General features: G+C 69.7%; 17 protein-coding genes. 12 read left to right on the top strand and 5 right to left on the bottom strand.

Annotation, left to right across the window (positions count from 1 at the left end; translation table 11 throughout):
• Positions 1 to 4: 4 nt before the first annotated feature.
• The 6 genes from ACEN9J_RS05200 to ACEN9J_RS05225 all read left to right on the top strand — a co-directional run bounded on the left by ACEN9J_RS05200 (position 5) and on the right by ACEN9J_RS05225 (position 6,888).
• Positions 5 to 643 (top strand): paraquat-inducible protein A, encoded by a 639-nt coding sequence (locus ACEN9J_RS05200; RefSeq protein ID WP_057597466.1) that lies wholly within the window; start codon positions 5 to 7, stop codon positions 641 to 643.
• Complete coding sequence (locus ACEN9J_RS05205) at positions 640 to 1,353, top strand: paraquat-inducible protein A (protein WP_057597467.1); 714 nt, start codon at positions 640 to 642, stop codon at positions 1,351 to 1,353. The genes ACEN9J_RS05200 and ACEN9J_RS05205 overlap by 4 nt, the downstream gene beginning before the upstream one ends.
• A complete protein-coding gene (locus ACEN9J_RS05210) occupies positions 1,350 to 3,002 on the top strand; it encodes an intermembrane transport protein PqiB (RefSeq protein ID WP_057597468.1) in 1,653 nt (550 codons plus the stop codon). Before ACEN9J_RS05205 ends, ACEN9J_RS05210 begins: the two co-directional genes overlap by 4 nt.
• On the top strand, positions 2,999 to 3,634 hold the full coding sequence (locus tag ACEN9J_RS05215) for a membrane integrity-associated transporter subunit PqiC (RefSeq protein ID WP_413763509.1): 636 nt from the start codon (positions 2,999 to 3,001) through the stop codon (positions 3,632 to 3,634). Before ACEN9J_RS05210 ends, ACEN9J_RS05215 begins: the two co-directional genes overlap by 4 nt.
• Before the next feature lie 66 nt (positions 3,635 to 3,700).
• Positions 3,701 to 5,257: an MFS transporter gene (locus ACEN9J_RS05220; protein ID WP_413763510.1), complete on the top strand. Its 1,557-nt coding sequence runs from the start codon at positions 3,701 to 3,703 to the stop codon at positions 5,255 to 5,257.
• A gap of 188 nt (positions 5,258 to 5,445) precedes the next feature.
• Positions 5,446 to 6,888 carry a PAN domain-containing protein gene (locus tag ACEN9J_RS05225; RefSeq protein ID WP_413763511.1) on the top strand — a complete coding sequence of 481 codons (1,443 nt, stop codon included), beginning with the start codon at positions 5,446 to 5,448 and terminating at the stop codon, positions 6,886 to 6,888.
• A 24-nt stretch (positions 6,889 to 6,912) separates the two neighbouring features.
• On the opposite strand, the gene ACEN9J_RS05230 is transcribed toward ACEN9J_RS05225, so the two are convergent.
• On the bottom strand, positions 6,913 to 7,440 hold the full coding sequence (locus ACEN9J_RS05230) for an HD domain-containing protein (RefSeq protein WP_057590286.1): 528 nt from the start codon (positions 7,438 to 7,440) through the stop codon (positions 6,913 to 6,915).
• 448 nt (positions 7,441 to 7,888) lie between these two features.
• Here ACEN9J_RS05230 and ACEN9J_RS05235 point away from each other — a divergent pair, with 448 nt between their 5' ends.
• From ACEN9J_RS05235 to ACEN9J_RS05255, 5 genes are read left to right on the top strand one after another with little or no spacing between them, the layout of a single operon-like run.
• Complete coding sequence (locus ACEN9J_RS05235; protein WP_296782657.1) at positions 7,889 to 8,929, top strand: TRAP transporter substrate-binding protein; 1,041 nt, start codon at positions 7,889 to 7,891, stop codon at positions 8,927 to 8,929.
• A gap of 5 nt (positions 8,930 to 8,934) precedes the next feature.
• Complete coding sequence (locus ACEN9J_RS05240) at positions 8,935 to 10,878, top strand: TRAP transporter large permease subunit (RefSeq protein WP_413763512.1); 1,944 nt, start codon at positions 8,935 to 8,937, stop codon at positions 10,876 to 10,878.
• Between the two features lie 49 nt (positions 10,879 to 10,927).
• Complete coding sequence (locus ACEN9J_RS05245) at positions 10,928 to 11,968, top strand: LacI family DNA-binding transcriptional regulator (RefSeq protein ID WP_057590284.1); 1,041 nt, start codon at positions 10,928 to 10,930, stop codon at positions 11,966 to 11,968.
• 32 nt (positions 11,969 to 12,000) lie between these two features.
• The gene (locus tag ACEN9J_RS05250) at positions 12,001 to 13,002 is read left to right on the top strand and encodes an NAD(P)-dependent oxidoreductase (RefSeq protein ID WP_413763513.1); all 1,002 of its coding nucleotides are present in this window, start codon (positions 12,001 to 12,003) and stop codon (positions 13,000 to 13,002) included.
• A gap of 28 nt (positions 13,003 to 13,030) precedes the next feature.
• Positions 13,031 to 13,858 carry an amidohydrolase family protein gene (locus ACEN9J_RS05255; RefSeq protein ID WP_413763514.1) on the top strand — a complete coding sequence of 276 codons (828 nt, stop codon included), beginning with the start codon at positions 13,031 to 13,033 and terminating at the stop codon, positions 13,856 to 13,858.
• 15 nt (positions 13,859 to 13,873) lie between these two features.
• On the opposite strand, the gene ACEN9J_RS05260 is transcribed toward ACEN9J_RS05255, so the two are convergent.
• The 4 genes from ACEN9J_RS05260 to ACEN9J_RS05275 form a co-directional block, all read right to left on the bottom strand.
• Positions 13,874 to 16,303 (bottom strand): DUF6351 family protein, encoded by a 2,430-nt coding sequence (locus ACEN9J_RS05260; RefSeq protein ID WP_413763515.1) that lies wholly within the window; start codon positions 16,301 to 16,303, stop codon positions 13,874 to 13,876.
• Between the two features lie 155 nt (positions 16,304 to 16,458).
• A complete protein-coding gene (locus tag ACEN9J_RS05265) occupies positions 16,459 to 17,091 on the bottom strand; it encodes a response regulator transcription factor (protein ID WP_057590280.1) in 633 nt (210 codons plus the stop codon).
• Positions 17,092 to 17,107: 16 nt separating this feature from the next.
• Positions 17,108 to 18,145 (bottom strand): PAS domain-containing sensor histidine kinase, encoded by a 1,038-nt coding sequence (locus tag ACEN9J_RS05270; protein WP_413763516.1) that lies wholly within the window; start codon positions 18,143 to 18,145, stop codon positions 17,108 to 17,110.
• A 27-nt stretch (positions 18,146 to 18,172) separates the two neighbouring features.
• Positions 18,173 to 19,270 carry an alpha/beta hydrolase family esterase gene (locus ACEN9J_RS05275; RefSeq protein ID WP_413763517.1) on the bottom strand — a complete coding sequence of 366 codons (1,098 nt, stop codon included), beginning with the start codon at positions 19,268 to 19,270 and terminating at the stop codon, positions 18,173 to 18,175.
• A 240-nt stretch (positions 19,271 to 19,510) separates the two neighbouring features.
• On the opposite strand from ACEN9J_RS05275, the gene ACEN9J_RS05280 reads away from it, so the two are divergent.
• Positions 19,511 to 20,014, top strand: coding sequence for an RNA polymerase sigma factor (locus ACEN9J_RS05280; RefSeq protein WP_057590277.1), 504 nt, complete (start codon positions 19,511 to 19,513; stop codon positions 20,012 to 20,014).
• The last annotated feature ends 7 nt before the right edge of the window (positions 20,015 to 20,021 follow it).

Raw genomic sequence — 20,021 nt, forward strand, 5'->3', positions numbered from 1 at the left:
CCCCATGAAGGAAGTACCTGATACGGTGGTATGCCCCGGCTGCGACGCGGTCTATGCCCGCGCCGAACTGCAGCCGCGCGAGGTCGCCCATTGCGCGCGCTGCGGCACCGAGATCGGCCGCCATCCGGGCGCGCAGGAAAGCCGCATCCTGCCGCTGACCGTGACCAGCCTCATCATGTTCGCGATCGCCAATCTGTTCCCGATCGTCGAGATCGAGCTGCAGGGCCTGCGCAGCCAGACCACGCTGGCCGGCGCGGTGGTGGTGCTCGGGGCCGAGGGCATGTCGGTGGTGGCGCTGCTGGTGCTGGCCACCACCATCCTGTTCCCGCTGCTGCAGCTGTGCATCCTGGTCTACCTGCTGATCCCGCTGCGGCGCGAGCACCGGCCGCTGGGCTTCGCGATCCTGGTGCGGCTGATGCAGTCGCTGCGGCCCTGGGGAATGATCGAGGTCTTCCTGCTCGGCGTGCTGGTGGCCGTGGTCAAGCTCTCGAGCATGGCGACGGTGGTCGCGGGGCCGGCGCTGTGGGCCTTCATGGCGCTCACGGTCACGCTGACGGCGGTGCTGTCGTTCAACCCGGGCGCGTTCTGGGAGATGACCTTCCGCGCCGCCGGCGACGAGGACGAGCAGGGGGCTTCCGCATGAAGTTCCCCGCCTTGCGCAGGCCGCCCGCGCCCGAACCGGAACCCGCCGCCGACCCGCCGGTCGTCACCGCCGCCTCGCTGGGCCTGCTGGCCTGCCCGCACTGCGCGGCCGTCTGGCAGGACGCGCAGGAGGGCGACGCCTGCGGGCGCTGCGGCACGCACCTGCACACGCGCAAGCCGCAGAGCCTCACGCGCACCTGGGCCTTCCTGATCGCGGCCTGCATCATGTACATCCCGGCCAACCTGCTGCCGGTGATGATCACGCGCACGCTGTTCGGGGCGCAGTACGACACCATCCTCAGCGGCGTGATCTATTTCTGGGTCTCGGGCGCCTACGGGCTCGCGGCCATCGTCTTCATCGCGAGCTTCCTGGTGCCGCTGTTCAAGCTGGCGGTGCTGTTCCTGCTCGTGGTGATGGCCCAGCGCGGCAGCAGCTGGCGGCAGCACGAGCGGGCCAAGCTCTATCACATCATCGAGATCATCGGCCGCTGGTCGATGCTCGACGTGTTCGTGGTGTCGCTCCTGACCGGCCTGGTGCAGATCCAGGGCTTCGCGGTGATCACCGCGGGCGTGGGCATCGCGGCCTTCGGCTCGGTGGTGGTGCTGACCATGCTGGCCTCGCTGAGCTTCGATCCGAAGCTCACCTGGGACAGCCGGCAGGCACAGGCCGTGCAAGAGAATTTCGAGAACAGGGAAGAACAAGCAGCATGAGTGAAGAAGAACGACCGCAAGACCGACCGGCGCCGTCCGCGCCGCCATTGCCGAGGCCGCAGGTCAAGCGCCGCCGCGAGTGGCTGCCCTCGCTGATCTGGCTGATCCCGATCGTGGCCGCGCTGGTCGGCGTGATGCTGGTGGCGCGCATCCTGATGGAGCGCGGCCCCGAGATCGTGCTGACCTTCAAGACCGCCGAGGGCCTGGAGGCCGGCAAGACCGCCGTCAAGTACAAGGACGTGCAGATCGGCCTGGTGCAGAGCTTGCGCCTGGCGCGCGACCGCTCGCACGTGCGCGTGCTGGTGCAGCTCAACAAGGAGGCCGAGGGCTTCACCTCCGAGGACTCGCGCTTCTGGGTGGTGCGGCCGCGGCTCGACACCTCGGGCATCTCGGGCCTGAACACGCTGCTGTCGGGCGCCTACATCGGCGCCGACGCCGGCGTGTCGAAGGAGACCTCGGGCGAGTTCAAGGGCCTGGAGGCGCCGCCCATCGTCACGCGCGACGACTCGGGCCAGCAGTTCCTGCTGCGCGCGGCCGACATCGGCTCGCTCGACGTCGGCTCGCCCGTCTACTTCCGCCGCATCAAGGTGGGACAGGTCGCGGCCTACGAGCTCGACGGCGACGGCCGCGGCGTGACGCTGCGCGTGTTCGTCAACGCGCCCTACGACAAGTTCGTCGGCGTCAACACGCGCTTCTGGCAGGCCAGCGGCATCGATGCGCAGCTCAGCGCCAGCGGCTTCACGCTGCGCACCCAGTCGCTCGCGACCATCCTGCTCGGCGGCATCGCGTTCCAGGCGCCCGACGACGCCATGGGCCCGCTCGCGAAGGAGAACACGGCCTTCATGCTGGCGGCCGACGAGACCACGGCGATGAAGGAGCCCGACGGGCCTTCGCAGACGCTGTTGATGTATTTCAACCAGTCGCTGCGCGGCCTGGTGCCGGGCGCGCCGGTCGACTTCCGCGGCGTGGTGATCGGCGAGGTCAAGTCGATCGGCGTGGAGTTCGACCGCGCCGAGCGCGAGTTCCGCATGCCGGTGCTGGTGCAGATCTACCCCGACCGGCTGCGCCGCCGCAGCACCGATCGCGCGAGCGAGAACGAGCCGCGCTTCTCGCAGCAGGAGCGGCTGCGCTTCCTCACCGAGAAGGGCCTGCGCGCGCAGCTGCGCAACGGCAACCTGATCACGGGCTCGGTCTACGTCGCGCTCGACTTCTTCCCGAAGGCGCCGCCCGCCAAGATCGACCTGAGCAAGAGCCCGATCGAGCTGCCGACCATGGCCAACAGCCTCGACGAGATCCAGTCGCAGGTGCAGGAGATCGCGAGCAAGCTCAACAAGGTGCCCTACGAGCAGATCGCGCAGGACCTGCGCACCACGCTGGCCACGCTCAACAAGACGCTGACCGCCACCGAGCAGACGGTGAGCCGCATCAACAACGACGTGACGCCCGAACTGGCCGCGGCCATGAAGGACGTGCGCAAGACCGTGAACTCGGCCGAGCGCACGCTGGCCGACGACTCGCCGCTGCAGCAGGACACGCGCCAGATGCTGCAGGAGCTCACGCGCGCCGCCGGCTCGGTGCGCGTGCTGACCGACTACCTCGAGCGCCATCCCGAATCGCTGCTGCGCGGCAAACCGGACGACAAGAAATGACGAAGACGCACAGCCGAACCCTTCTCGCCGGCATCGCCGTGCTGGCCGCGCTCGCCGCGGGCTGCGCGAGCAAGCCCGACAGCTACTACACCCTTGCCAGCAGCGTGCCCGCGGACCAGATCGCCGCGCCCGCCGCCAGCGGTACCGTGCCGCTGGCCATCGAGCTCGCGCCCGTGGCCGTGCCCGAGCGGCTGGCCCGGCCGCAGATGGTGGTGCGCAAGCCCGGCGGCAGCGTGCAGGTCGAGGTGCTCGAGCAGCACCGCTGGGCCTCGTCGTTCGAGAACGAGCTGCGCGACGCGCTGGCCAGCGGCATCGCCACGCGCCTGGGCGCGCTCGACGTCAGCAAGGGCGGCCGCCCCAATGTGCAGCCGGTGTGGCGCATCGCGGCCCAGCTCAAGCAGTTCGACGCGGTCGACGGCGGGCGCGTGGAAGCGGCCTTCAGCTGGACCCTGCGGCGCGCCGACGAGCCGCGCACCCTGGTGTGCAGCTTCGAGGCCGGCGAACCCGTGGGCACCGGCATCGACGCGGTGGCGCAGGGCGCCCAGCGCGTGACCGCGGCCGCGGCCGCGGCGATGGCGCGCAGCGTGGCTGCCGCGCGCGCGAATCCGTCGGCGACCACCTGCGCGCCTTGATGGCGGCCGTCCCGCGCCAGCGGCGGGGCGGGGTGGCGAATCGATGCTCTGGAGCGGAGACCAGCGATGGCACAGATCGGCAAGACGCCCGGCGACGACACCGGTTGCCCCGAGGCCTCCAGGCCCTGGGTGCTGGCCGCGGCCATCGTCGGCTCGAGCATGGCCTTCATCGACGGCACCGTCGTCAACGTCGCGCTGCCCGCGATCCAGGCCGACCTGCGCGCCACCGCCTTTCAGGCGCAGTGGGTGGTCGAGTCCTATGCCTTGCTGCTGGCCGCGCTGCTGCTGGTGGGCGGCGCGCTCGGCGACCATTTCGGGCGCCGCCGCGTGTTCGCGATCGGCGTCGCGATCTTCGCGTTCTCGTCGGTGGCCTGCGCGCTCGCGGCCAGCGTGCAGCAGCTGATCGCCGCGCGCGCGGTGCAGGGCCTCGGCGGCGCGATGCTGGTGCCGGGCAGCCTGGCGCTGATCAGCGCGGCCTTTCCCGAGAAGGCGCGCGGCAAGGCCATCGGCACCTGGTCGGGCTTCAGCGGCATCACGGGGGCCGTGGGGCCGGTGCTCGGCGGCTTCCTGGTCGATCATTTCTCGTGGACCTGGGCCTTCCTGATCAACGTGCCGATGGCGCTGCTGGTGCTGTGGATCTGCTGGCGCCACGTGCCCGAGAGCCGCGGCGCCTCGGCCCGCGGCGGCCTCGATCCCTGGGGCGCGCTGCTGGCCACGGCCGGGCTCGGCGGCATCGTCTATGCGTTCATCGAGGCGCCCACGCAGGGCTGGGCCTCGGCGGCCGTGCGCGCGGCGCTGGCGATCGGCATCGCGGGCAGCGTCGGCTTCGTCGCCATCGAGCGCCGCGTGCGCGCACCGATGCTGCCGCTCTCGCTGTTTCGCAGCGGCAACTTCAGCGGCGCCAACCTGCTCACCCTGCTGCTCTACGCCGCGCTCGGCGGCGGCCTCTATTTCTTCCCGCTCAACCTGATCCAGGTGCAGGGCTGGTCGGCCACGGCGGCCGGCGCGGCGCTGTTGCCCTTCATCCTCGTCATGTTCGCGCTCTCGGCCTGGGCCGGCCAGCTGGTCGACCGTTTCGGACCGCGGCTGCCGCTGGTGATCGGGCCCGCGATCGCGGCCGTGGGCTTCGGGCTGTTCGCGCTGCCCGGCGTCGGCGCGAGCTACTGGAGCGGCTTCCTGCCGGCCGTGGTGGTGCTGAGCCTGGGCATGGCGGTGACCGTGGCGCCGCTCACCACCACGGTGATGAATGCCGTCGGCCCCGACCTCGCGGGCGTGGCCTCGGGCGTGAACAACGCGGTCTCGCGCGCGGCCGCGGTGCTGGCCATCGCGGTGTTCGGCGCGGTCATGGCCTGGGCCTTCGACGCCGCGCTGGCCGAGCGGCTGCAGGCCGCGAACGCCTCGGCGCAGGTGACGGCCTTCTTCGAAGGCGAGCGCGCCAGCCTCGCCGGCGCCGCCATGCCGCCGGGCGTGGACGCCGCCACGGCCGAGACCCTGCGGCGCGCGGTGGCCGAAGCCTTCGTGGCGGGATTTCGCTGGGTGATGCTGCTGAGCGCCGGGCTGGCGCTGCTCAGCGCCGTCAGTGCGTGGCGCATGATCGGCGGCAAGGCCGGCAACCGCCCCTGAACGCGGTGCCATGACACCTTTCGATGACAGGACGATGCATAGGCCTGCTCTATGCGACACCGAAGATTTTTGAATTGGATCGATGGCAAGCGCCAGTGATTTACTCCGCCCGAAGTTGCATTCGCCATGGCAGACACGGCGAGGCAGCGAGGGAATCATCCCCACGACCCCTGTGATGAGGAGACATCATGAAGTCATCGATCCGGGCACGCCTGACTGGCCTGTTCCTGACGGCCGCGGCGCTCGCCGGCCCCGCCGCCGCGGCCTCGCTGGACGCGTTCGCGCCGACGCCCAATGCGGCCATCGCGGGCCACAACGTCGAGAACCTGGCGCAGTCCACGCCCGAGATGTGCGCCGCGGCCTGCCTCGGGGCGCCGCGCGCGGCCTGGTGCGTGTCCTTCGACCACCACCGGGCCAACCAGAGCTGCGATCTCAGCGACAAGCGCGCCGAGGACGTGGGCGGCCTGAAGACCGACTACCCCGGCCATCCCTATGACCACTACAGCCTCAAGCCCGACCCGCTGAAGCCTTTCGTGCGAACGCCCGATGCGGCGATCAGCGGCCACAACACCGAGAGCCTGCAGTCGGTGACGCCCGGCGACTGCGCCAATGCGTGCACCGACGCGAGCCGGTCGACCTGGTGCCGTTCCTTCGACTACTACAAGGCCCAGCAGCGCTGCGACCTCAGCGACAAGCGCGCGAGTGACGTGGGCGGACTGAAGACGGACTATCCCGGCCATCCCTACGACCACTATTCGCTGATCGCGGGCGAAGGTATTCCCAACCCCGTGCCGGGCAACAGGCATGTGCTGCTGATCGGCATCGACGGCCTGCGCGGCGACGCGGTGCAGTGCGCGGGCTGCGTGGCGACGCCCGCGATGTCGGCATTGATCGCGGGCGGGGCCTTCCACGGCAACGTGCTGGCCGGCGGCACGAAGCAGGCGACGGTGAGCGGTCCCGGCTGGTCGTCGGTGTTCACGGGGTTCTGGGCCGACAAGCACGGCGTGACGTCCAACGACACCAGCCTGCCGCTGCGCAAGACGCACGTGTTCGACCGGATCAAGGAGGCCTGGCCGACGGCCACGACGGCAGTGGTGGGCGACTGGTTCAACATCACGCACAACCTGCGGCCCGCGAAGGCCGACTTCGTGGTCGCCAACGCGGCCAAGAATTCGCAGCAGGCCACGGACACGGTCAAGAGCTGGCTGAGCTGGAAGCATGCGCCGACGGCGATCTTCTACTACCTGCACAACGTGGATGTGCATGCACCGAGCTACGACCCGCTCAATGCCTTCTATCGGGGCAAGATCGCGGCCGAGGACCAGCAGATCGCGCAGGTGCTCGCGGCGCTGACGGCGCGGCCGAACTATGCGAACGAGGAGTGGCTCGTCGTGGTGACCTCGGACCATGGCGGCGTGGGCAGCGGCCATGGCGGACAGGTGGCCTCGGAGCGAGACACGCTGCTGATCCTCAACAACAACTACCTCAACCCGCTCAAGACCGCTTACTGCCAGGGCAACCTGAGCGCGGCGCCGTTGCTGCAGGTGGATGGCACGGCGCCTCACATCCTGGACTTCATGGGCTTGCCCAATGACACCGAAGGCCGCAAGCACTCGGCCTGCGGCCGCTGAGGCGCGCATCGGGCGCGGGATCGCTCAGCGCGGCGGCGGATTCGACGGCCAGGCCGAGAGCAGGGCGTCGATTTCGGTCCAGAGCGGATCGCACTGGCCGGCCCGGTAGGCGGCGGCCTTGAAGGTGGCGTGCTCGCCGCGGTAGGTCTCCCACAGGTCGCGATGGCCATCGGCCACGCAGGCGCGCACGTTGGCCAGGCGGTCGGCGGCCTTCACGGTCAGCGCGAGTTCCTGCTCTCCCTTCACATGCGACATGGCGGCATAGGTACGGGCCTTGCGCTCCTTGCGGTTGGCACCGGGCGCGTCGCTCAGCAGCGCCACGCAACCCGCCACCAGGGTGCCGAAGCGTTCGGCGATGTCGGCCACGGTGGCGTCGGTGTCTTCCACCACGTCGTGCAGGAAACCCACGACCTGTGCCTGTTCCCCATAGGGCCGCAGCAGCGCGACCACTGCATCGAGGTGATGGACGTAGGGGTGCACGCCGTACTTCTGGTCGCCGTGCATCTGGATGGCATAGCTTCTCGCGGCGTCGGGGGAGGTCTCTGGGGTCATGCGGACAACCCTATCGGGTCGTGTGTTGTGTGGCAATGGCGTGGGGGCCGTGTTGTGGTAGGTCGGGGGCGGGCTCACGCCGACGGGGTACTCCCCTCCGCGAATGTCCCCCGCCTTCGGCTCCTCCTTGATTTCGCTGCGGGGAGTACCCCGTCGACGTGAGCCTGGGGCAGGGCGGGTGAACCGGCCCGCACAACTGCTGCGCCTCCGTGCACAGGGCAGCGGGTGCTTCCCGCAGCGAAATCAAGGAGGAGGCCGAAGGCCGGGGGACATTCGCGGAGGGAAGTACCCGCTGTCCTGTGCACGCGTCCACAGCGCCGCAAAAAACCGCCGTTTACGAAGGAAAACACCTACCGAAATCACATTGCCGCCCGTCTTGTGTATCGATACAGTAAATCGTTCCACCAAACGGCACCAAACGGGCGTTCCGACCCACAGGAGACAAGCCATGACCTCGATTTCACGCCGCCGCTTCGTCCAGTCATCGTCGGCCCTGCCGCTAGCGATGGCGGCCGCCGGCACGGGATTCACGCCCTTCGTCGCCGCGCAGGACAAGACCGTCGCGCTGCGCCTGTCGTCCTCGCACGTCGCCGACCTCAACTCCTCGCACTTCGCGTGGAACCAGCTCATGCAGGTCAACCTCAAGAAGGCCGTCGGCGAGCGCATCCGCATCGACTACTTTCCCAACAACCAGCTCGGCAAGGAAAGCGACGTCGTGCAGCAGGTCAAGGTCGGCTCCATCGACATGATGCTCACCGGCTCCTCGATCTGGGCCACCGTCACGCCGCAGTTCGGCATGCTCGACCTCGGCTACCTGTTCGACAGCTACGAGCATGTCGCCAAGGCCCTCGACGGCGGCGTCGGCGCCAAGCTCAACGACATGCTGGTCAAGAGCACCGGCTGCCAGGTCATCACCTGGGGTCAGCACTACGGCGCGCGCAACGTCTACACCAAGCAGCCCGTCAAGTCGCTGGCCGAGGTGAAGAACGTCAAGCTGCGCGTGCTGCCCACGCCCGCCTTCATCGAGACCTTCAAGATCATGGGCGCCATCCCCACGCCCATCTCCTTCGGCGAGCTCTACATGGCCGCGCAGACCGGCGTCGTCGACGGCTTCGAGCACGATGCCGCCACCGTGCTCGCGAGCAAGCTCAACGAGGTCGTCAAGCACTGCTGGATGACCGAGCACCTGTTCAGCCCCATGGTCTGCATCGCCGGGCGCCGCGCCATGGACCGCATTCCGGCCGACCTGCGCCCGGCCTTCCTCAAGGCCGCGGCCGAATCGACCGCGCAGCAGCGCCAGATCGGCGCCGAGAAAGGGCAGGGCGCCATCGAGGAACTGAAGAAGCTGGGCCTGAGCTTCACGCCCATGGCCCGGAACGAGCGCGACCAGGTGCGCAAGGAGATGGAGGCCAGGCTCTGGTCGGCCTTCGCCAAGCAGTATCCCGAGACCGGGCCGCTGTTCGCCGCCATCAACGCCGCCCGCGCCTGACCGGCATGTCCAGCGTCCTGCCTCCGATGGCTCCGGTCACGCCCGTTTTGCCGCCCGTGTCGCCGCTGCCGGCCGCGGGCCATGGCCACGATCCGCGCGCCCTGGGCTTCAGCACCGCCCACCCCGCGGGCCGCGGCCTCGCCTGGCTCACGCGCGCCATGGAGAACGTGGCGGGCGTCGTGCTCGCGATCGATGTTCTCATCGTCTTCGTCTCGGTCGTGTTCCGCTACTTCCTGCACGATCCCTTCGACTGGGCCGAGGAGGTCGCGCGCGCGCTGATGGTGATCCAGGTCTTCTTCGGTGCCGCCACCGTGCTCGCGCGCAGCCAGCACGTGGGCGTCGACCTGTTCCGCGGCCTGCTGCCCGCGCGCTGGCAGCCCGCGCTGATCCAGTTCGGCAACTGGATCGTGGTCGGCGTCTCGGCCAGCCTGCTCGTCTCCTCGTGGGAGCTGCTGCTCGACGCCTACAACATGACCACCCCGATCGGCCTGCCGCAGTGGATCTACGTCTACCCGGTGGTCATCGGCAGCCTGTTCATGACCTTGTTCGGCCTCGCCAACGCCGTCAACGGACCGGCGCGCCGCGTGTGGAGCACCCTGGCCGTCGGCATCGCGCTCACCGCCGCCGTCGTGGGCTGGAACGCCTTCGTGCCCGGCCACGCCATCGCGCCCTGGATGCTGCTGACCGCGGGCTTCCTCGGCGGCCTGATGCTCGGCGTGCCGATCGCCTTCGTGCTCGCGCTCTCGTCGCTGGTGTTCTTCATGGCCGATCCGTCGCTGCCGATGCTGGTCTATTCGCAGCAGGTGATGGCCGGCACCGACCACTACGTGCTGCTCGCCATTCCCTTCTTCGTGCTGGCCGGCCTGCTGATGGAATCCAACGGCATGTCCTCGCGGCTGATCGAGCTGCTGCTGCGCATGTTCGGCCGCCTGCGCGGCGGCCTGGGCCTGATCACCATCACGGCCACCGCCTTCTTCTCGGGCGTCTCGGGCTCCAAGCTGGCCGACATCGCCGCGGTCGGCGGCATCATCATGCCGGCCGTGCGCAAGACCAAGCAGGACCCGAACGAGACCGCCGGCCTGCTGGCCTGCACCGCGGTGATGGCCGAGACCATCCCGCCGTGCATCAACATGATCATCATGGGCTTCGTCGCCAACATCTCGATCGCCGGGCTGTTCATGGCCGGCCTCGTGCCCGCCGTGGTGCTCGCGCTCTCGCTGGCCGCGGTCACCATCTACGTCGGCACGCGCATCGACCCCGACCAGGCCTTCGACGTGCGCACGCCCATGTTCCGACTGCTCGGCGGCGCGCTGGTCGCGCTGGTGATGGTGGCGATGATCGGCAAGGGCGTGACCTCGGGCGTCGCGACCTCGACCGAGGTCTCGTCCTTCGCCGTGGTCTATGCGCTGGTGGTGGGCTGGCTGGCCTTCCGCGAGCTCACCTGGTCGTCGGTGGCGCGCCTGTTCGTGCGCTCGGCCTCGATGGCCGGCAGCATCCTGTTCATCGTGGCGGCCGCGTCCAGCCTCTCGTTTGCGCTGACAATCCAGCAGATCCCGCAGTACCTGTCGTCGTTCATGATCGAGTTCGCGCACGCATGGGGCAGCACCATGTTCGTGATGCTCTCGGTGCTGATCATGATCGTGTTCGGCGCCATCCTCGAGGGCGCGCCCGCGCTCATCATCTTCGGGCCGTTGCTGACACCGATCGCGGCGCAGCTGGGCGTCAATCCGCTGCACTTCGGCACCGTGATGGTCATCGCCATGGGCTTCGGCCTGTTCGCGCCGCCGGTGGGGCTGGGCCTGTTCGCCACCTGCGCCATCACCGGCACCCAGGTGAAGGACGTGGCGCGGCCGATGATGAAATACCTCGCGGTGCTGTTCGTCACCCTGGTACTGCTGGTGCTGGTGCCGGCCTTCTCGGTCTGGCTGCCCACGCGCATGGGGCTGTGACGAGGCACGACCGCAGGACCGCGATGAACCCGAAAGGACCCCGAAAACCGTGAGCAGAATCAGCGATGTCGCCCAGCGCGCGGGCGTTTCGACCAGCACCGTGTCGAACGTGTTGAATGGCCGCGTGGACCGCATGGCGGCCGCCACCCTCGAGCGGGTGCAGGACGCCATCCGCGAACTCAAGTACCGGCCCAACACCTCGGCGCGGCAGCTCAAGACCGGCCACACGCCGCTGATCGGCCTGCTGGTGCCTTCGATGGCCAACCCGATGTACGGCTTCATCGCGCGCGAGGTCGAGGCGCTGGCACAGGAGCGCTACGGCTTTCGCATCATGATCGGCAACACCTACCGCGAGAAGGAACGCGAGGCGCGCTTCTTCGAGGACCTGATGGCGCACGGCGTGCGCGGCGTGATCATCATCTCCTCGCTGATCGACGAGCAGCACGTCGAGGCCGCGGCCGAGCGCGGCCTGGTGGTGGTGAGCTACGACCGGCGCGCCACGCCCGGCGAGGCCTCGGTGATCGACCACGTCACGGTCGACAGCTTCGAGTCCTCGCGCATCGCCACCGCGCACCTGATCGAACGGGGCCACCGGCGGCTGGCCTTCGTCACGCCATCGGGGCGCACCATGAGCCGCAACGAGAAGATCCAGGGCTTTCTCGCGGCCGCGCGCGCAGCCGGCCTCGAGAGCAGCGCGCGTGTGGTCGAAGGGCTGCCGGTCGACGAGTACGGCGACTCGATGATGAGCGAGCTGGGCCGCACCCAGGCCAGCCAGCTCGCGCAGCTGCCCGAGCGGCCCACCGGCGTGGTCGGCGTCAACGACCTGCTGGCCTACGGTCTGATGGCGGGCTTTCGCGATGCCGGGCTCGCGGTGCCCGACGACGTGTCGGTGGTCGGCATCGACAACGTGTTCCTCTCCACCCTGATGTACCCCGCGATGACCTCGGTGCGCGTGCCGGTGCCCGAGATGGCGCAGGTGATGGTCGAGCGCGTGATGAGCCGCCTGGCCGACGGCGCGCTGCCCGCGGGCGAGTTCCTGTTCGCGCCCACGCTGGTGGCGCGCGACTCGGTGGCGCCGCCGCGCGGCTGAGGCCGCCTTTTTCTTTTCTTCCTGCCTTGTCCATGACCACGGTTTTCGTCAGCCATCCCCAGAGCAAGCTCGCCCACTACTTCGGCGAGCGCGCCAGCAACGCGCTGCGCGTCTTCGCGCAGGTGCGCTTCAATCCCGAGGACCGCGATCTCTCGTCGCACGAGATCGCCGAACTGGCGCGCGACTGCGACGCCATCGTCTCCTACCGCCAGACCGTGGGCGACGAGGCGCTGTTCGCCGCGCTGCCGAAGCTGCAGGCCTTCGTGCGCTGCGCCATCGACATCCGCAACATCGACCTCGCCGCCGCGAGCCGCCACGGCGTGCTGGTGACGCAGGCCAGCGCGGGTTTCATCGCCTCGGTGTCCGAATGGATCGTGGGCGCGATGATCGACCTCGCGCGCGGCATCAGCACCTCCACCGCGCTCTACCACGCGGGCCTGCCGGTGCCGCCCGCCATGGGCCGCGAGCTGCGCGGCGCCACGCTTGGCGTGATCGGCTACGGGCAAATCTCACGCTACCTCTGCACCGTCGCGCAGGCGCTGGGCATGCGCGTGGTGGTGCACGATCCCTTCGCGGTGGTGGCGCAGCCCGGCATCGCGCAGGCCGGCTTCGGCGAGCTGCTCGCGCAGTCCGACTTCGTGGTCTGCCTCGCGGCGGCCACCGAGGACACCGAGAACCTCATGAACGCCGCGGCCTTCGCGGCGATGCAACCGGGCACCTTCTTCATCAATGCCGCGCGCGGCAACCTGGTCGACGAGGATGCGCTGGTCGCGGCACTCGATGCCGGCACGATCGCGGGCTGCGCGCTCGACGTGGGCCGCGCGCCCGACCAGATGCCGTCGCCCGCCGTGGCGCGCCATCCGCGCGCGATCGCCACGCCGCACATCGGCGGCCTCACGCCGCCCGCGGTCGAGCACCAGGCGATGGAAACCGTGTCGCAGCTGGCCGAGATCTTCCAGGGCCGGGTGCCGAAGGGCGCGGTGAATGCCACCGAGGCCCATCGCTGGCGCCAGGCCTTCGGCGTGCCGGCCTGATCCCTTTCCCCATCCACCGAGAGCCTCCATGGAACCGACCCGGAACGCGCGCTATGCAGGCGCCTGCGACTGCCACGTCCACATCTACGAAGACCGCTTCCCGCTGATTCCGAACGTCGCCTGGGTGCCGCCGCATTCGCCGGTGTCGGCCTACCGCGAGCAGGTGCAGCAGCCGCTGGGCATCGAGCGCGCGGTGGTGGTGCAGCCCACGGGCTACGGCTTCGACAACCGCTGCACCCTCGATGCGCTGGCGCAGTTCGGCGAGGCGGCGCGCGGCATCGCGCTCTTGGCGCCCGATGCGCCCGACGCCGAGATCGCGCGCCTGCATGCGGGCGGCATGCGCGGCGTGCGCTACATGATGATCGGCGGCGTGCTGGGCTGGGAGTCGCTGCCGGGCATGGCCGCGCGCATGGCCGATGCCGACTGGATGATCAACCTGCAGCTCGACGGTCGCACCATGCCCGAGCACGAGGAGGTGCTCAGGAAGCTGCCGTGCCGGCTGGTGCTCGACCACAACGGCAAGTTCCTCGAGCCGTTGGCGCCCAGCCATCCCTCGTTCCAGTCGCTGCTGCGCGTGATCGACGCGGGCCGCGTGTGGATCAAGCTCTCGGCGCCCTACGAGACCTCGAAGAGCGGCGCGCCCGGCTACGACGACGTGAGCCTGCTCGCGCGCACGCTGGCCGAGACCTTTCCCGAGCGCTGCCTGTGGGCCAGCAACTGGCCGCACCCGGGACGCGATCCGCGCCCCGAGAGCGCGCCGCTGTACGACCTGCTGTTCTCGTGGGCCGCGAGCGAGGACACGCGCCGGCGCATCCTGGTCGACAACCCGGCCGCGCTCTACGGCTTCGCGGCCTGAGCCTCGCACGTTCGGCTACAGCGGTGAGGACACCGGCGCGGCCGGCAGCACGACACCGCCGGTCACCGCGCTGTAGTCGAGCAGGCCCGCGGGCTGCTGCTGGCCGACGCCGGGCTTGCCGAAGTCGCAGACGCCGTCGGGGAAGACGGCACGCAGCCGGCCGAGTTGCGCATCGCTCAGCGTCGAGGGCGCATAGTCGGCCGCGGCGATCGGCTTCAGCTGGCACTTGAGGATGTTCTCGGTGCGCGCACCGCCCGCGACCTGGCGCGGTGAGCCATGCAGCACCAGGCCCGGATCGGCGTCGCAGGCGGCCGGGTCCGTGACCTTGGTGGTCTGCGTCGCATCGCTCGACAGGTAGCAGAAGTCGAACACCGAGCGCGGCCTGGCCGCGACCACCTGCTGCTGGGTCCGCGCATCGTTCACGAAGGCTTTGGGCGCGCTGGTGTTCAGTGCGCTGAGCCAGGCGTCCATGCCGAGGAAGGAGTCGAGCGTCATCGACGCCGAGGCCGCCAGCCCCGGGCCGAAGCGCCAGATGACCTGGTTGCCATGGCCGCCGGCGTCCGCGTCGATGCGGTCGCGCTGCGAGAAGCTGCGCCAGGTGTGGTGGATGCCGGTCTCGTCGCGGCCGCGCGCGTCGATGATCGGCAGCTTCGAGAAGTTCAGGCCACTGCCCACGTTGCCCGAGCGGTAGGCGATGGGCAGCGCGGCCGCGTCGGCCACCGAGCGGGCCGGCGAGCGTTCGTTGTCGGCATCGAGCCCGCCGATCTTCTCGTTGAGCACGACGAACTCCTCGGGCGTGATCGCGGCCGAGCGCAGCGCCTTCAGGCCGTACTGGATGCCCGTGTTGTCGTACGTGAGGTTGGCGCGGCGCGTGCCCGGCGCCGTGCCCCAGACGGGGATCGCGGCATCGACGTCGGTGCAGCGCACGCCGGCGGGATTGGTCTTCGCGTCGTAGACCAGCGCGGCGGGCAGGCCGCAGTTGTTCCTCGGCGCGCCGAAGGGCGCCATGTTGCCGTCGGCGTCGATCACGGCCTGGATCACGTAGTTGCCGGGCTTGAAGAAGGGGCCGAAGGCGTTGTTCCACGAATGGCAGCCGAGCTGGTCCTGGTGCCCGTTGATCGCGGCCTTGCGTGCGTTGACCTGCGCGGGCGACAGGCCGGCGACCAGCGCCTTCCACGCGGGCGAGGCGTAGTAGTTCACCAGCAGCACGCAGTCCTCGACCTCGGTCGCCGTGGTCGTGGTGTCGCTGTAGTCGCACTGCACCTGGATGCCGTCGAGCAGGCCCGGGTAGATCGAGGCGGTGGTGTTCTGCATGATCGAGCCGCCCGAGCAGCCGTTGCCCATGGTGTATTTGATCTCGCCATAGGTATCGACGATGTGCTCCTTCATCATCATCACCGTCTCGGTGTGCTGCACGTGGTTGGCGTTGTAGGCCGAGTCGGTCAGGCCGTTGGCCACCACCATCATCCCGCGCGACAGCGCCGCGTCGTCGGCCCAGTTCTGCGAGCTGCGGAACTGCAGGCGCGGCTGGCCGGTGCTGGCGCCGAAGGAATAGACGACCTTGCCGCTCCACTGGGGTTGCGGGTCGGCGGGGTTCCAGGCGCGCGTCGGGTCGATCAGCACCGCGATGTCGTAGATGCCGCGGTTGATCGTTCCGCGCTCGATCTGGACGATGTACGGCACCGATTCGGCCAGGCCGTCGGGCCGGGTCTTCGCGACCTGGGCCAGCGGCGTGCTCGCCACCGCATAGGGCTGGAAGCAGGAGTTCGCGGGCGTGGCGACGGGCGTTCCGGGGGCCGAGGGCGAGGGGTCGGGCAGCACGAAGGAACAGCCGCCGTCGCCCGCCGCGACCGAGACGGGCGTCAGGGTCCGGTAGAACAGGCGCCGCTGCGTCGCGATCGCGCATTGCGCGTCGGTCGCGCTGCCGGCCAGGCCGCTGGCATTGGTCGCGGGCGTGGCGGCGTCGCCGGGCGTGGCGGCGGGCGTCGCGCAAACGTAGGGCAGGGACTGGACGCCCGAGAACACAGGGCCTTGCGCCGGATGGTTGGTGACGACCAGCGCCGCCGCAGCGAAGGAGCTGTCGGTGGCGGCCACCGTCAGCTTGTTGGTGCCGATCGCGAGGCCGCTCACCAGGCCGAGGATGCGCCCCTGGCCGTTGGGCTTGAAGGCACCGGAGACATCGGTGCCGCCGAGACTGACATTGAGGCTCGACCGGTTCGCGGACGGCGGCAGCACCACCTCCACGAGCGCCGATCCGCCGCTGACCATGTCGGCGCGCGTCGACAGCACCTTGAGGCTCGCGGCCGCGGGGGCGGTCGTTCCGCCGCCCGCTGGCGGCAGGGGAAGGAAGGCGCTGCTGCTTCCGCCGCCGCCGCATCCCGCGGCCAGCAGCACGAAGGCCGCGGCGATCCATGGCGCCACGGTCCGGCTTTGTCTCGATGTCATCCGTTGTTTTCCTTGTCGATGCGGCACGCGTCGAAGACCCACCGGAGTCCTCCAGCCGCGTGCCGCCGCCAGCTTAGGCAGCGCGGCTTCGCGCGGCGATCAGACTATTCCGAGCCGGGGTAGGTGTTTGCCCAAGGGCGCGCCAGGACTCGGGCTCAATGGATCAGGCCGTTGCGCACCGCGTACAGCACGAGCTCGGCCGTGCTCGCCACGCCGAGCTTCTCGAGCAGGTTCGCGCGGTGGGTGCTGACGGTCTTCACGCTGATCAGCATCTCCTCGCCGATGTGGGTCAGCGACATGCCCTTGAGCAGCATCAGCATGATCTGGTGCTCGCGCATCGTGAGCCGCTGATGGGGCGGGCGCGTGTCGAGGCCGACGGCCTGCTCGTGCAACTGGGAGGCGATGCGGTGGCCCACGTACTGCCCGCCGGCGGCCACCTGGCGGATGGCACCCATGAGCTCCGCGGGCTCGGCGTCCTTGGCGACATAGCCGTTGGCGCCTTCGCGGATCGCCACCAGCGCGTACTGCGTCTCCGGATACATCGAGAGCACCAGCACCGGCAGCCGCGGCCACTTGATGCGGATCGAGGCCAGCAGGTCGAGGCCGCTGCGGCCCTCGAGGTTGATGTCCAGCAGCACCAGGCTGAAGCGGCCCTGCTGCAGCTGTTCGAGCGCCTGGCCGACGTTGCTGGCCTGGCCGGCCACGCGGATGTCGCTCTCGTCGAGCATCAGCCGCTGCAGGCCCGAGCGAAAGATGGCGTGGTCGTCCACGATCAGCAGGTCGATCATGGGCCGTCTCCCGTTGCTAGAGCAGGGGAGCGCGCAGCTCCAGCCGCGTGCCCTGGCCGGGCGCTGCGTCGATGCGCAGCGTGCCGTCGATCTCGTGCGCGCGCTCGCTCATGCCGAGCAGGCCGAGCGCGGGGCCGGCCACCGTCGCGGGGTCGAAGCCCTGGCCGTCGTCGTGCATGGCGAGCACGAGCTCGTCGCCGGCGGGCTCCAGCGCGACCTCGAGCAGCATGGCCTGCGAATGGCGCGCCACGTTGGTCAGCGCCTCGCTGAAGATGCGGTAGACGGCGAGGGCGCGACGGGGCGACAGGCGCGCCGAGATCTCCCGCGCCTGGACCCGGTGCGCGATGCCATGGCGGCGCGAGAACTCCTGCAGGTCGCGCCGGACGGCGACCGACAGGTCGAGGTGGTCGAGCGCGCTCGGGCGCAGGGCCTCGGACATGCTGCGCACCGCGTCGATGGTCTGCTGCGTCAGCCCCAGGATCCCCTGGACCAGCGCGCGCGTCTCCTCGCCCTCGCTGCGCTTGAGCACGCGCGATGCGTCCATCTTGATCGAGGTGAGCATGCCGCCGAGCACGTCGTGCATGTCGCGCGCGAAGCTCTGGCGCTGTTCCTCGAGCGTGCGTGCCGTGTGGGCGGCGAGGTCGCGCAGGCGTTGCTGCGAGGTGCGCAGCTCCTGCTCGTTGCGCAACTGCTGCGTGACATCGACACCGACGCCCATGACGGCCGGGCGGCCGCCGAACATCATGCGCGTGCCGTGCACCTCGATGTAGATGGTGCGGCCGTCGCGATGCAGCCCGCGCGTGATGAAGCGCAGGCTGGGCGGATTGCTGTCCAGCCGCAGGTGGTAGCGCCGGAGCACCTCGGGCAGGAAGTCGGGCGGGACGAAGCGATCGAGGTGGGCGCCGATCATCTCCTGCGGCGTGTAGCCGACCAGCGCGGCCCAGGTGGCGTTGGCATAGGCGAAGCATTCGTCCTGCAGCACGTAGATGCCGGCCAGCGATTGCTCGACGATCGCATGGAACGGGATGTCGGGCAGCGAGGGGTCCTGCGCCATGGCCTGCTTCAGTGCGACGGTGGCGGCTCAACGCGGCGCGACATTGCCGTCCAGCGTGTAGGCCTTGAAGAAGTCCCAGGTGATGCGCGAGGCGTCGGGGCCCTGGGGATCGCTGAACAGCATGCCGGGCTTGCCGCCGCTCCAGGCGTGGTTCATGCCGTCGATGGTGTACATCTGGACCAGTATCTTCGTCTTGTCGGCGCTCAGGTAGTTTTCTTTGCGGTAGGCATGCTTGTCCGCCGTGCCGGCGATCGATTCGGTGCTGCTGGGCAGATTGCGCTTGAAGCCGTCGTCGTAGGACACCTGGCCCGCCGGGCTCTGGAACGGCACGGAATCGTTGTCCCTGGCATCGTCGGCGATGTCGTCGAGCTGCACGAACTGCTGCGCGACCTGCTTGCCGTTCTTCGGATTCACGACGGCATCCGCCGTGCCGTGGAAGACCAGCAGGGGCATCAGGCGCGCCTGCCTGCCACCGCACTCCCAGGCATCCTGGCCGCGCACGTCGGGGTCGGCGCTGCTGCCGGTCAGCAGGGTCTCGAGGCCGTGCAGCGGATCGGTGGCGGCCTTGTACATGCCGCCCGAATGAACCGCCGCGGCGGCGAACACCTCGGGATAGCAGGCCGTCATGGCGCCGCCGGCCGAGATGCCCGCGACGTAGACGCGGTTGCGGTCCACGACGCGCGCATGAGCGCTCATCGCCTCCTGCAGGATCGCCTGGATCGCGCCCGGCTCGCCGGAATCGCGCGCCTGGTTCTCGGGCTGGTAGAAGTTCCAGCACCGCATCGGATTGCGCAGGATCGGCTGCCGCGGATAGACGACGATGAAGCCTTCCTGGTCCGCCAGCTCGTTCATGCGGCTGACCTCGGCCATGTTCTCGGGGTCCGAGGTGCAGCCGTGCAGCAGCAGCATCACCGGCAGCTTGCGGCCCGCGAGCAGGCTGGCGTCGTAGCCCGAGGGCAGCCACACCTTGTAGGCGTAGGTGTTCAGCAGGAAGGGCCAGCCGGCGATGTAGAGGCCGTCCTTCCATTGGCCGGCGGCTGCGGGTCCCGCGAAGCCGAGCGATGCGATCAGAAGGGGCAGCGCCAGCAGCAGGCGGATGAATTGCCGGGTCCGGTTCGACGACATGGGGGCCTCCTTGGATGTTGTGGATCGCGTGCCTCGCGTAGCACGCCGCCTATTGGAGGCGGGCGGCCCCGGTGGCGGCCATCGGAAGTTTCTGATTGCGCCCCGGGGTTATCCCGTCCGGAAAGCCCGCGATAATCCGCGCTCCCCGCCTTCCCTTGAACCGCCTCAGGTCAGCCACGCCGCGTCGAAGCCAACCTGCCTCCTGGACTTCGACCCACCCTTGCCGGTGCCGGCGCGCCCGTGTTCGAACGCTATTACCGCGAACTGCTGAACTTCCTGTCCCGCAAGGTGCCGGACCGCGCCACCGCGGCCGACCTCGCGCAGGAGAGCTATGCGCGCGTCTACGAGGCGCAGCGCGCGGGCAGCGTGGTGCGCGATCCGCGCGCGCTGCTCTACCGGGTCGCGCGCAACCTGGTCACCGACCATCACCGGCGCAGCAGCGTGCGCGCCGGGCTGGCGGATGCCGCGACCGAGGACGGCCTGGGCGAGCCCGACGACTGCATGGGCCCCGCGAGCTTCGAGCCCGACGCGGCGCTGGCCTCGAGCCAGGGGCTGGCCGCGATGATCGCCGCCATCGACGGCCTGCCGCCGCGCTGCCGCGAGGCCTTCGTGCTCTACAAGTTCGACGGGCTCTCGTATGCCGAGGTCGCCGAGCGCATGGGCATCTCGGTGCGCACGGTCGAGATGCAGCTGCGCATCGCGATGGCCGCCTGCTGGGACTGCCTGGAGCGCGACGGGAAATGAACGCAGC

It is taken from the genome of Variovorax sp. Varisp41 (assembly GCF_047325085.1).
Taxonomy (GTDB): Bacteria; Pseudomonadota; Gammaproteobacteria; order Burkholderiales; family Burkholderiaceae_C; genus Variovorax.